This window comes from Paenibacillus sp. SEL3 (assembly GCF_054602585.1).
In genome coordinates this window covers 813784-827652 of the sequence record NZ_CM137725.1, presented here as the reverse complement: position 1 = coordinate 827652, position 13869 = coordinate 813784, and the positions used below count along the sequence as shown (strand labels likewise).

General features: G+C 39.3%; 8 protein-coding genes and 1 pseudogene. All 9 read left to right on the top strand.

Annotated features, from left to right (window positions below; genetic code table 11):
• Positions 1-222: 222 nt before the first annotated feature.
• Positions 223-1665: pseudogene (locus tag ACYCS5_RS04030) on the top strand (class I SAM-dependent DNA methyltransferase); the annotation flags it as partial.
• Positions 1660-2337, top strand: a complete 678-nt coding sequence (locus ACYCS5_RS04025) for a DUF6602 domain-containing protein (RefSeq protein ID WP_459761297.1) — start codon at positions 1660-1662, stop codon at positions 2335-2337. The pseudogene ACYCS5_RS04030 and the gene ACYCS5_RS04025, both read left to right, overlap by 6 nt.
• A 442-nt stretch (positions 2338-2779) precedes the next feature.
• Positions 2780-5119, top strand: coding sequence for an ATP-dependent nuclease (locus ACYCS5_RS04020; protein ID WP_459760844.1), 2340 nt, complete (start codon positions 2780-2782; stop codon positions 5117-5119).
• Positions 5120-7003, top strand: a complete 1884-nt coding sequence (locus tag ACYCS5_RS04015; RefSeq protein WP_459760843.1) for a UvrD-helicase domain-containing protein — start codon at positions 5120-5122, stop codon at positions 7001-7003.
• A gap of 161 nt (positions 7004-7164) precedes the next feature.
• Positions 7165-8139 carry a hypothetical protein gene (locus tag ACYCS5_RS04010; protein ID WP_459760842.1) on the top strand — a complete coding sequence of 325 codons (975 nt, stop codon included), beginning with the start codon at positions 7165-7167 and terminating at the stop codon, positions 8137-8139.
• Positions 8140-8614: 475 nt separating this feature from the next.
• On the top strand, positions 8615-8881 hold the full coding sequence (locus ACYCS5_RS04005; protein WP_459760841.1) for a hypothetical protein: 267 nt from the start codon (positions 8615-8617) through the stop codon (positions 8879-8881).
• A gap of 405 nt (positions 8882-9286) precedes the next feature.
• A complete protein-coding gene (locus ACYCS5_RS04000; RefSeq protein WP_459760840.1) occupies positions 9287-10681 on the top strand; it encodes a TldD/PmbA family protein in 1395 nt (464 codons plus the stop codon).
• 3 nt (positions 10682-10684) lie between these two features.
• Complete coding sequence (locus ACYCS5_RS03995; protein WP_459760839.1) at positions 10685-12028, top strand: TldD/PmbA family protein; 1344 nt, start codon at positions 10685-10687, stop codon at positions 12026-12028.
• Positions 12029-12243: 215 nt separating this feature from the next.
• The gene (gene thrC / locus ACYCS5_RS03990) at positions 12244-13635 is read left to right on the top strand and encodes a threonine synthase (protein WP_459760838.1); all 1392 of its coding nucleotides are present in this window, start codon (positions 12244-12246) and stop codon (positions 13633-13635) included.
• Positions 13636-13869: the final 234 nt, after the last annotated feature.

The following is a 13869-nucleotide window of genomic DNA, read 5'->3' as shown; positions in this document are numbered from 1 at the left end:
TACATTAGGTACGTGAAGTCGATGGTATTGATATATCGGGAGTATGTCTTTTCGATTAATGATAATTTTATTTATGAATTCAAGCTCAGTAATTTAAATCTTTTTCTAATGATTTTTGTTTGTTACAATTGCCATAAGTAATTTGTAATACTTGTTTCGAAGTAAAGGTGTAGCTGTATTTCATTATAAGAAGTAAGTTAAATTACGTTAGGAGTAAGATTAATGTTAACCGGAGAAGTACGTAACAAAGTAGATAAAATATGGTCCCATATCTGGACGGGTGGAATCTCTAACCCAATTACTGTAATTGAGCAGCTGACCTGCTTAATGTTCATCCGTTCACTGGATGTACAAGAAACTGAAAACGAGAGCTTTGAAGCTATCAGTGGCGCTTCTATCCCTAAAATATTCCCACAGGGCGAAGACGGGCAGTCTATGCGTTGGAGCAATTTCAAGACAAAAGACGCCCACATTATGTTCGAAATAGTAAGCACCAGAATATTCCCTTTCATTAAAAAGATGAACGGTGAGAAAGCATCTGCATTCTCACATTATATGCAGAATGCCACTTTTCTCGTCCCAACCCCACAGGTTTTACAGAAAATAGTCACCGACCTGGATGAACTGTATGAGCATAATATCAAAGATCTAGACATGCAAGGCGATCTGTATGAGTACATGCTGAGCAAGCTATCTACAGCAGGACATAAAGGTCAGTTCCGTACGCCGAAGCATATCCGTGATATGATGGTGCGCCTGCTCGCGCCAACACCAACTGATAAAATATGTGATCCCGCCTGTGGAACAGCTGGCTTCCTAATCTCTTCCGCAGAATATATCCGTGAGAAATACGAGTCAGAGATGACTGCGGATCAGCGGGAGCATTTTGCAGGCGACATGTTCTGCGGTTTTGATACTGACAGTACGATGCTGCGTCTGTCCAGTATGAATCTGATGCTTCATTCCATCAATAATCCTAATATTGGATATTTGGACAGTGTATCCAAACAAAATGATATCACTTCTAAATATGATGTTATCTTGGTCAATCCGCCTTTTACTGGTACGGTTGATGCCGAGAGCATCCATGATAACCTAAAGACCATTACCAATACGAAAAAGACTGAGCTGCTGTTTGTTGCCCTCTCCCTGCAAATGCTGCGCAAAGGTGGACGCGCTGCATGTATCGTACCGGATGGCGTTTTGTTTAGGAAGACAAAAGCATATAAAGAGTTGCGTAAGGAACTTGTAGAGAATCATCAGCTTCAGGCGGTCATTTCCTTGCCGAGCGGTGTGTTTAAGCCGTATGCTGGGGTAAGTACATCAGTACTTGTTTTTACCAAGACAGGTGCTGGTGGTACAGATAAAGTTTGGTTTTACCGTATGCAGGCAGACGGGTTCTCACTTGATGCTAAGCAATCTCTTGTTCAGAACAATGATATTAATGATATTATTACGGGCTTTCATAATCTTGAGGAAGAAACTAACTGTTTACCGACTGAGCAGAGTTTCTTGGTGGGCAAGGCGGTTATTGAAGCGAATGATTATGATCTATCGTTTAATCGGTACAGAGAAATGGTTTATGAGAAGATAGACTATGATACGCCAACAGTAGTTATGGATCGGATTGATGATGTAGCCCCCAAGGTTTCTTCTAAAATGGAAGGGGACATTACCAAAATTTTTGAAGAGTATTCGGAACAATTAATGTTCTGTAAGTATTTTATTGCTGAGCGACTTAAACACAATGCTGAAATGGGACGTTGTGGCGAAAATATATTGCTAAAAGAACTGAAAGAACGATTCGGCATGTTAGAGTTTGTTAGTGGTTTTGTTGTTTGTAATGGTGAATTAAGTCCCCAATGCGATATTTTAGTTTGTAGGAAAAATATGTACAAAAGAGAGTTGGAGGGGTTATATCTTGTAAATCCTTCTGACTGTTTAATGGTGATAGAAGTTAAAGGTAATTTAGCATTATCAGACATTCGTGATACGAGCAATAAAAACAATTATTTTAGAAGGAGAGAGCAGACTAAGCATATACGATTAGCATTATTTGCTTTTAAAACACGTGTAGCGAAGAGAACACTGTTTTCAGAATTTGGATATGGTTATTCAAGTGAGTTAAAATCCTATTATCAAAGGAAACTTAAAGAAGACAAGCAAATTGACTTATTTATTTGTTTGCATAGGGATAATTTGAATGAATCAGCATCAAGAGAAAGACAATTATTTTTTATTAAAGATGAGCAGAATGCAAACCAATATTTTTGGGAGAGTAATTACCCAGTTTCACGAAGTTTTCTGAATTATTTACAAAGCTTACAGAGTGGTTAATAGATGTTAAATAAATTCATTTAAACTGAGGTAATCTGCAATCATATGAATTAACGAGCCCTCATTCAGGTTTGTTACTGGTCAGCAGACATGGGACAAATTCCCCCTTATGTGATCAAACTAAGGGCATCTTGTTTTACATACAGACCAATCAGCCGTAGTAACGTGATTCTTTCGTTAGCGGCTTTATTTGAGTTCATTCAGTGGAGGAATTTGAATCTGAAAATAAATCCAAAAATTATCCAAATAAATGAATGTTCTCAGCTCTACTTTGAATTTTGCGTTGAATTAGGACCTTGGTATTATTCAAGGGCCTTTTTTGTTCCATATATCCCCATGAATATGCTATAGTGTAAGAAATAAAGAAGATTTATGCAGAATTTAGTAGAAAAATGGGCTAAGTCATTTCCTTAGGCTTGGGCATATAGTCCTTTTTTTCTTAATGGCAAATTCATCTAAACATTTTAGTGAAATTGGGGGTGCAAGGATGCATATTGAGTGTGTAGAGATTCAAAATTTTAAAAAATTAAAATCTTGTCGAGTAGAATTTACAGACAAAACTACAATATTTGTAGGAGCGAATAACAGCGGAAAAACATCCGCCATGGATGCACTAAGAAAGTTTTTAGATAAAAAAAGTGACTTTACTATAAATGATTTTACATTATCAAATTGGATTGAGATTAATAGAATTGGAGAGCGCTGGTTGTCTAATTGTGAGGAAACGACTGATTTTGAGGACTTAGAAAAACTAATACCTACATTGGATGTGTGGTTACAAGTCTCAGAAAACGAAATTCATTATGTAACTCATTTAATCCCATCCTTAGATTGGGATGGAGGATTACTAGGGGTTAGGTTGAGACTGGAGCCCAAAGACAATGAATATCTGTACAAAGATTTTGTTGAATCAATTAGTTCTGCAAAAGAGACGCTGTCAGCTGCGAAGTCTGCAAGCTCGTTTTCCTTGTGGCCAAGAAATCTTAAGGATTATTTAAATAAAAAATTTTATACACATTTTACAGTTAGGGCATACATTCTTGATCCTAGTAAACTCTTGAATATTGATCCTGAAAGTGGTCTAGCACGACCTCAAATTTTGCCTTTTGATAGTGATGCTGTAGATGAAGACCCATTTAAGAAACTCTTTTTAGTACACTATATTGGTGCACAACGAGGATTTTCTGACTCAGCTAAAACAAGCGAAGAAGATGAATCTACCAGTGCTTTAGTTGGGAATCTTTCCACACAACTACGCAGATATTATAATACTCACTTGAATCCAACTGAATCACCAGACCCAACTGATATTGATGCTTTGCAAGCTATTGAATCAGCTCAAGATATCTTTGATTCCAAGTTACGCGATGGTTTTGAAAATGCACTTATTGAATTGCAAAGTTTAGGTTACCCTGGATTTTCTGATCCTAAGATAACTATTTCAACAAAATTTAAACCAATTGATGGTCTTAAACATAGTTCCGCTGTTCAGTTTGATCTAATGCCGGAGAATAAACAATTTAAAGAAATGCATTTAAGACTTCCTGAACAATATAACGGGCTAGGTTACCAAAATTTGATATCGATTATTTTTAAAATGATGCAATTTAGAGATGAATGGATGAAGGTTGGGAAATTAGCCAAGAGTACTCCGAGCAATAAGAATGATTTTTTTATACCTCCACTACATATTGTATTGGTAGAAGAACCTGAAGCACATCTTCATATACAAGTTCAACAAGTCTTCATTCGCCACGTATATGAGATTTTATGTAATAATAATCGTTTAAAAGGACAAGACTTCTTTAAAACTCAATTAATTGTAAGCACACACTCAGGACACATTGCTCATGAAATACCCTTTTCAAGTTTGCGTTATTTCCGTAAACAATCTTCGGTATCAGAAAATGAAGTCCCAATATCTACTGTCGTTAATCTCTCGAATGTATTCGGCGAAAATAATGCAACAGAACGTTTTGTAACCAGGTATCTTCAAATAACTCATTTTGACTTGCTTTTCGCTGATGCAGCAATATTAGTGGAAGGGCCAGCTGAGCGAATGCTGATTCCGCATTTTATTCGAAGACATTTTAAGGTATTGAATCAAAAATATATTTCTTTATTGGAGATTGGAGGAAGTCATGCCCACACTTTAAAACCCCTAATAGAGGGCTTGGGTTTGACGAGTTTAATTATAACTGATTTAGATTCAACAGATTCTAAAAGTAAATTAGCTAAGGCTCCTCTTCGTAACAAAAGATATATTACTGGAAATGACACGTTAAAATCTTGGGTTCCGTGTATAACTGAGATCGATGAATTATTTGATTTAAAGTGTAATGAAAAAGTAAAAAGATATCAAAATGCTAATTTCTCAATAAGAGTTGCTTATCAATATCCAATTAAGGTTTTAATGGTTCATGATGAATCTGAGGTTGAGGCTCTTCCGTATACTTTTGAAGATGCTTTAGTTTTCGAAAACTTATCATTATTTAAAAGTCTTGAGGGAACTGGTTTAATAAAAAAATTTAAAAATGCGATTACTAAAAAAAAGACAATTGCTGATTTAGGGAAGCAATTTTTTGATGATTTAAGAAAAGGGAAAAAAGCGGAGTTTGCTCTCCAACTAATTTGTTTAGAAGATCTTAAAGATATCAAAGTACCAAAGTATATTAATGAAGGATTGACTTGGTTAGAGGATCAGTTACAAAAGAAACAACCGGATATTATTATTCATCAGAATTCTGTTGATATTTTAGTGGAAGAAATGGTGATGAGCTAAATGAACGAAATAGACGAGAATAAAGACAATTGTATAGATAATCATGTAGATGAAGAAATCAGTAGTTGTTTGAATCCAAAAGAGTTGAGGAGTTTTTTCTTATTTGCAGGAGCTGGATCGGGAAAAACTAAATCGCTTGTATATGCTCTGAATCAAATTCGAGAAAAATATTATCATCAATTACAGCATAGAGGACAACAAGTAGCAGTTATTACGTATACTAATGCTGCATGCAATGAGATTGGTCGCAGGGTTGATTACGACCACTTATTTAATATTTCTACTATTCATGCATTTATATGGGGGTTGATTAAAGGGTTTGATGCAGACATTAGGAACTGGCTATATACCAACTTACAATCACAAATTGAAGATTTAAAATTAAAACAAGAGAAAGGACGTATGGGTACCAAAACGTTTATTGAACGCCAACAAAGCATAGAGGCAAAGGAAAACCGGATTCAAAATATTAAACATATTAAAAAGTTCACTTATAATCCCAATGGTCTTAATCAAGAAAAAGCATCTTTAAGCCACACTGAGGTAATAAGCATAGGGGCTTATTTTATAGCTAACAAGACATTAATGCAAAAAATCCTAACTAATCAATATCCGATCATATTTATAGATGAAAGCCAGGATACTAATAAAGATCTAATTAATTCACTGTTTGAAGTTGAACAAAAAAATATCGGTGTTTTTTCACTAGGTTTGTTTGGAGATACGATGCAAAGGATATATTCCGATGGGAAAGTAGATTTAGGAGTGGATTTACCGGGAAATTGGAAAAAACTAGTAAAAAAAATGAACCATCGTTGCCCACCGAGAATCATTAATCTGTTAAATAAAATACGTTTTACAGTTGATGGACAGGAACAAAAGACAAGAACAGATAAGGAAGCTGGTTTTGCTCGTTTTTTCATATTTCCTTCAACGGCTGAAAAAGGTAAGGCTGAGAAAATGGTTGCGGATAGAATGTCAGAAATTACTGCCGATAAAAAATGGTCTAGTATGAATGCAAATTATACATCTCTAATTCTTGAACATCATATGGCTGCCAATCGACTAGGCTTTTTGGAGTTTTTTCGGCCACTTTACCAGATAGATAGATTAAGGACGGGACTATTGGAAGGTACACTTTCTGATTTATTTTTATTTACACAAATTATATTGCCTATAGTAGAAGCAAATAAAATTGGAGATAAATTCGCCATAGGTAGTATTGTGAGAAAACATTCTCCTTTACTAAAAATAGCAAAAGACGAAGTTGGTCAACAGTTAAAAATTAAAAAGGCTCAAGAAGCGATTAATCAGTTAATCTCACTTTGGAATGCAGATGTAGAGCCACGTTGCATTGATGTCTTACAATGTGTGGAAAAATTAAAACTATTTAATATTCCAGACACCTTTTATCCGTTTGTTACCAATAGTAAATATGATCAGACAAATAAAGAAGATATAAAGGAGGAAAATGAATATAGCTCTATGGAAGCTTGGGCTGAATGCTTAAATGCCCCCTTTAGCCAAATTTCGGCATATGATTCTTATATAAATGGTAAGTTGAATTTCATGACTCATCAAGGAGTAAAAGGCCTCGAATTCCCACGTGTACTAGTAATTATTGATGATAGCGAAGCGCGTGGCTTTCTGTTTAGCTATGAAAAGTTATTCGGTGTAAAAGAAAAAACTAAAACAGATGTAGAAAATGAATCTGTAGGAAAAGATACAAGTATTGAGCGAACAAGACGTTTATTTTATGTTACATGTAGCCGCGCCGAAAAAAGTCTTGCTATCTTAGCATATTCAGAGAATCCAGAGCTAGTTAAAATGCATGTATTAAAAGAGAAATGGTTTAAGGAAGAGGAGGTCGAAGTTTTTCTATAGAGAGGGAATTATACTTTATATAACAATGTCTTCTTATTTTTTTATAAAAGAAGCACATATACTCAAGAATTTTTAAGTATTAGATTAAAAATTGAGGTTGGTGACTTATTATATTTAGTGTCAAAGATTTTTTGTATGAAAGAAATGTGGCATCTTATTCTTTGAAAATTGGAATTACTTTTACAGGCACATCAATAATTTACCTTTTAATTTCCAAATCTCCATTTCTATTTGAAAGTAATATACTATCAATTGGCGTATTTTTATTGCTTCTGTTTTTTATTTTAAAATCTAAGAAGAGAAAAAGAGCCGGAGTTTTTTTTAGTATTTTTATGTTTAGTTTTTTTATCGTTTTTCTTCCTTTATTTATATATATGCAAAGCTTCAATGTTATTAATTTAGTTAAGCCATCTCTTTTTTATGAGTATGCTTCAAAAGGGCAAGTCAAAAAAGAAATTATTTTTACAAAAGAAAATTTGGAAAACAATGGGTTAGAAAAAATTATAACGGATATAGCGAAAAAAACATCAGAAAACAATAAAAAACTTTCTGATAGAAGATCTATCTATATGTTACTAAATGAGAACTATGATATTACATTTCAAGAGTTTGAGAGAAACGATAAAATTCAAAAAAAAATTTCTGAAATTAAGTGGAACACAACTGATGTAATGGAATATATAAAGCGGCTAGCAGTTTTAGATTTTGTTCTTTTTAAAACGTCATATTTTATTTCATTATTATTTATGGGGATGTATGTTCTTTATAAATTTGATGTAAGATTTGATTTATATTTATGGGCAGGAATTGTTTATACAATATCAACTTTAGGATTAATATCTGACGATTTAACATCGATTATTTTCTTTTCGGGGGCATCGAAACTTCAAATTTCTGATAATACTGAATTCTTAAATGTCATAAAGGAATCTTTTTTAACGCTAATTATTTTTGATACCCTTAGAGAGATCATAAAGGCTAAATCAACGTCAAAAGTGTCAGAAGCAGTAGAATCAAAAGCAGTAGTCATAAATTCTAATGAACGAAAAAATAAAAGAGCTTGTACTAGTATTATTCAACATAATAAAAGAGCGAGGAGAAAACGTGTTGCACCCAAAATTATAAATAAAGTATAATGCGGTGTAAACGTTTCATGACCTAGCAAACAATGCTGGGTCTTTTGGCGTGCTGTTAACCTATGATTAAAAATAACTCAAACTATTAAATAGGTCGAAAATTTGAAAATTTGTCCAATAACCGTACTAAATTAAGCTGGTTCTATTGAATTTCATTTTTGCTAATTTAAATGATTTGAGTGAAATACGCTCCTTTCGCTGTTGTTACCAATGAGATCTTTATTCTTAAAAGCTGTGAAATTGATTAGGATTATCCAGCCTGAGTCAAAATTTAGAAAACATGTAACGGTTACTTTCCTCTTCCTTTAGAAATTAATATCCTTTAATGTAGTATAAAAAATTTGTTTTTGTCTTCTAGTAGTTGTCGTCTTATTTATTCCATATTAGGTGGTTTTACTTTTTTTCATTATTACGTATCTACGTACCACATCCAGCATCATCCTTTGTTACACTTTGGTGAAAAGGAGATGGTAACTTGGATATTCAAGAAAATACGGCTAAAGAATACGAGAGCTTAGTTCAACAGGAAGACGAACACATAGAGAGACTTAAAACATGTACAAAGCTCATTTGGGATGCTCTAGCTATTATTTCTCAAAAGGCAAGCGTACTTCACATGGAGACCGTCAAAGAAGCGGCCGATCATCTTCATATCATGGAACTGGATTTACGAAGAGAACTGTTTAAAGTTCGTTTGAAAAAAAGTATTTTGGCAAACAAGATGAAGCAAACCAAAGCATAGCAGCGGAGGGGACGGAATCGTTTTGAAGAAGCGGAGCATTCGCCTTTGAACCCGGATTTTTACTGTTAAACTATAATCAAAAAAATCTGAGGGCAACAGCGATCGGAAGAATGATCCGTCCACGTAGCGTCCTTAGTTGCACGTACTTGCTCAATTCACCCAGTAATCAAGCAACTCAAGCTAACCTGACACGACCCTTCACGGTCCGGTCGGGTTTTCTCATTTCAATCCCTCTATCCCCGTGCATAAATCTTCACTCCCTTCCAAACCACTTGCCACCCAGATAGTTACACCCACTCCCAACATCATGTATAGTAAAGTTATGGGAAATAAACATGAACCCGCATATGATCTTGATCGCTTAAACGTACAATATGAAACATGGAAAAAAAGAGGAGGAACGTGATGATACATCCAACACAGATTCAGGATATGCTGCAAGCCGCGCTGGAGACGGGCGGAGATTTTGCAGAGGTGTTCGTCGAGGACCGGACCAATGGACAACTGGGCATGACTGGGGGCGTCGTGGATACGGCGCTGTCGGGCCGGGATTTTGGGATTGGCATTCGGATCATGAAGGAGCATTTCTCGGTGTATGCGTACACCAGCGATATGAGCGAACAGAGCCTGATCCGACTGGCCAAATCGGCCGCCAAGGCTATTCGTGGAGGTGGAGTGCTAGGTACACACACCATTACCCTCCATCCCCATGCGATCCCTAACCAACATCCAATTGCGATCATCCCTGACGGTTCGCAGAAACGTGCCAAGATCGACATGATGAGACGGGCGCATGAGGCGGCAAGCCAATATGACCCTTCCATCACGCAAACCTCTGTTGGGATTAGCAACTCGATCCAGAACGTCTTGATCGCCAATAGTAACGGACTGCTGGTGGAGGATACCCGTACGTATACACGCATGAGAATAAGTGCGATTGCGACTCATGGGGAGCATAGACAATCCGGGTTCCGTGGACCGGGAGCGTATGCTGGGACTGAATTTCTGGAGAATCTGAATATCGAAGAAAATGCCAGACACGCCGCTCGGATTGCGTCCACAATGGTCAAAGCGGGATATGCGCCTAGTGGCAGACTGCCTGTCGTAATTGAGAACGGCTTCGGCGGCGTTCTTTTCCACGAGGCGTGTGGGCATGGGCTGGAATCTACGGCGGTGGCGCATGGAACTTCCGTGTTTGCGAATAAAATCGGGCAGCAGGTGGCTTCACCGCTCGTCACGGCTATAGATGATGGAACAATTCCGAATGCGTGGGGCTCGCTCAATATCGATGACGAAGGGGCGCCGGCACAGCGCAACGTACTGATCGAGAACGGTATTTTAAAAGGATATCTAATCGACCGCATGGGCTCGCGCCAGATGGGTGTACCTGCGACAGGGTCAGGACGAAGACAGTCCTATAAATTCGCGCCTGCATCCCGTATGAACAATACGTTCATTGCGAATGGTGAGTCTACCCGTGAAGAGATCATTGCCAATACAGAGTACGGGATCTATGCCAAATCGCTGGGCGGGGGTTCGGTGAATACCTCGACAAGCGAGTTTAATTTTGCAGTCGAAGAGGCGTATATGATTCGCAACGGTAAAATTGCTGAGCCAGTCAAAGGCGCAACGCTAATCGGCAAAGGGATTGAAACCCTGCAAAATATTGATATGGTCGGCAACAATCTGGATCATGGTCAGGGGATGTGCGGCTCGGTTAGTGGAAGTCTTCCGGTCAACTGCGGACAGCCGACGATTCGTGTGTCCGAAATGACCGTCGGCGGACGAAAGGGGGAATAGGCGATGAATATTCAGCAATTTCAGGAAGCGTTGTTCGCCAAAGGTCGGGAAATGGGCTATGCGGATATGGAAATCTACTATGTCAATGGACGTTCTACTTCGGTAAAGGTACTGAAGGGAGAAATTGATCAATATACCATCGTTGAAAATGGCGGACTTTCCTTCCGTGGTGTTATTAACGGCAAAATGGGCTATGCCTCTACGGAGAAGCTGGAACCGGATGTGATCGACTTTTTATTGGAAGAAGCACGCAGCAACGCGGATATATTGGAGAGCGAGGAGCAGGATGAGCTGTTTGCAGGCTCTGAGAGCTACCCTGAGCAGCCTGCCTATGCCTCAACGCTTGCTGACACGGCTCCTGAGATTCTGATCGAAGCGGCGCTAGAAATGGAGCGTACAGCGCTTGCCGCAGATCCACGGATTGTAATGGCTCGGCATTGCTCGGTTAGCATTCGTGAAAATGAGGTCCTGATAGTAAATACTAAAGGACTGCACTGCCATCGTCGCAAAAGTCTGGCGACCGCTTATGTGTATGTGATTGCAGCCGACCAAGGCGAGACCGTTACCGGGGGCTGGCATGATTATTCGCTGCGGAGCGTGGAAGAGATCGATATTGCGAATGTGGCGCATAGAGCCGTGAAAGAGGCTGTTTCCAAGCTGGGGGCGCACACGATCCAATCGGATAACTATCCAGTCATTTTCCGTCATGATGCAGCCGCGCAATTGCTGGCTGCCTATACGTCGGTATTTTCTGCGGAGTCGGTGGATAAAGGCTTTTCACGCTTGGCTGGGAAACTGGGGCAAAAGGTGGCAAGCGAGCGTATTACGCTGATTGACGATCCGCTAATGGAGAACGTTCCGGCAGGCAGTACGTTTGATGCGGAAGGCAGTGCGACACGCCGCAATGAGATTATCAAGGATGGCGAACTGCGGACGTATTTCCATAACCGAAAGACGGCCCGCAAGGCCGGGGTACAGAGTACCTCTCATGCTTCCAAAGGCAGCTATAACGGTAAAATTGGGGTGTCGTATCATAATCTGTACGTGTCTCCAGGCACGTCTACATTGGAAGACATGATTCGCAAGACAGATCGCGGGTTGATGATCGTCGAACTCCAAGGGCTGCATGCGGGTACGAATACGGCATCCGGTAATTTTTCGCTGGCTTGTCTGGGCTACTGGATTGAGCAAGGGCAAGTGGTCAGAGCGGTCAATCAGATTACCGTATCAGGCAACTTCTTTGATGTACTACAGCAGGTAGAGGAAGTTGGCAACGATTTGCGTTTTACAGGAAGCTGCACATCTCCTTCGCTCAAGCTGGCTGCACTTTCGATTTCAGGCTCCTAATGGCTGGAGCAGCCTTCTTTTTTCAGACTTACGACCTGTTCCTGACGTTCTGATTGTCTAGCAATGACAGATGCCTGATGCATCGGGGTATGGTAAAGTAGGAGAAAGTCTTTAAAATATAAAAAAAAGGCTTGGTTACAGCACCGCGACAGGGTATTATAGACAATAATATATTCGAAAAAAGGTTCGAATTGAATTTTTATTGGGGGATGTATATGAGATATATAAGCACTAGAGGTCGAGTAGAAGCCAAGGGATTTATTGATACTGTGCTCATGGGGTTAGCTGACGATGGAGGACTAATGGTGCCGGAGCAGATTCCGACCGTGTCGGCAGCTACGCTGGAGCAGTGGGCTACATTGAGCTACAGAGAGCTGCTGCTGGAAGTTTTTGCGCTGTATATCAATGATGAGATTCCTCGTGAGGATTTGGAGCAACTGGTGGAGCGTAGTTATGCAAGCTTCCGTCATCCGGAAGTTACGCCAGTGAAGAAGATCAACGATTCCCTGTCTATTTTGGAGCTGTTCCATGGGCCTACGTTCGCGTTCAAGGATGTGGCGCTGCAATTTATGGGTGAATTTTATTCCTACGTGTCCAAAAAGCAGAATGAGATCATTCATATTTTGGGTGCAACCTCGGGCGATACGGGAGCAGCAGCCATTCAAGGCGTGCGTGGCAAGGAAGGCATCAAAATCTGTATTTTGCATCCGCATCAAAAGGTGAGCAAGGTACAAGAGCTGCAAATGACGACAGTAGACGATGAAAATGTACTGAATCTGTCCGTAAAAGGGAACTTTGACGATTGTCAAAAAGTAATTAAGGACCTGTTTGCCGATCTGGATTTCAAAGCCAAACATCATCTGCGGGCGATTAACTCGATTAACTTTGTGCGCATTTTGGCGCAAACCGTTTATTACTTCTATGCTTATTTCCGGGCGCAGGAGTCTGCGGGTACGAAGAAGATCAATGTCAGCGTGCCATCCGGCAACTTTGGCAATATCTTTTCCGGCTTTCTTGCGAAGAAAATGGGTCTACCCATCCACAAGCTGATCATTGCCACGAACGAAAATAACATTTTGGAGCGCTTCGTGAAGACTGGCGAATACCAGCCGGGCGATTTCAAAAGCACATACAGTCCTTCCATGGACATTCAGGTGGCAAGTAATTTCGAAAGATACCTGTACTACTTCCTCGGAGAGGATGCAGCCAAGGTATCTGAATACATGAATAACCTCAAAACAGAGGGACGGATTGTGATCGGTGCAGAGGATTTGAAACGTGTCCAGCAGGATTTTGAAGCGCTGGGTGCTTCGAATGAGCAGTGTCTGGAGCTGATCAAAAAATACAAAGCCGAGTACGATTATTTGCTTGATCCGCATACAGCTTGCGGTATTGCCGCGTATGAGGCGTATAATGGCGCGGACGAAGTATGTGTGACCTTTGCGACAGCGCATCCAGCCAAATTTGATGAGGCCATTCGTCTGGTGGATATCAAGCAGGAGTTCCCGGCGCAAATTGAACAATTGTTCTCGAAATCGCAGCATCAGCAGGTGGTAGAGCATGACGAAGCAGAAATTGTGCGTCAGCTTGAAGCCTTTTATGTGTAACAGAATGGGAAAAGAGGCTACGCCCTGTGCGCAGCCTCTTTTTTTATATCCATATTTTCCAGATATGATGTATGTATTAGTTTGAATTTGTTCACATTATAATGCCATATAGAGTAAGGTGTTTGGGCCTTAGAAATCGTGAAAAAAGCCCGTAAATCAAGGGATTTAGCTTCAGGAAACTAACAGGCAATGAGAGGTTCATAGAGTTATTTAATGAAGGATACAAAAATCTTT

What these genes read in the sequence shown, in the direction of transcription:
- ACYCS5_RS04000 (WP_459760840.1), top strand. Translation starts at nt 9,287, where the DNA reads ATGATACATCCAACACAGATTCAGGATATGCTGCAAGCCGCGCTGGAG.
- thrC (WP_459760838.1), top strand. Translation starts at nt 12,244, where the DNA reads ATGAGATATATAAGCACTAGAGGTCGAGTAGAAGCCAAGGGATTTATT.
- ACYCS5_RS03995 (WP_459760839.1), top strand. Translation starts at nt 10,685, where the DNA reads ATGAATATTCAGCAATTTCAGGAAGCGTTGTTCGCCAAAGGTCGGGAA.
- ACYCS5_RS04015 (WP_459760843.1), top strand. Translation starts at nt 5,120, where the DNA reads ATGAACGAAATAGACGAGAATAAAGACAATTGTATAGATAATCATGTA.
- ACYCS5_RS04025 (WP_459761297.1), top strand. Translation starts at nt 1,660, where the DNA reads ATGGAAGGGGACATTACCAAAATTTTTGAAGAGTATTCGGAACAATTA.
- ACYCS5_RS04020 (WP_459760844.1), top strand. Translation starts at nt 2,780, where the DNA reads ATGGCAAATTCATCTAAACATTTTAGTGAAATTGGGGGTGCAAGGATG.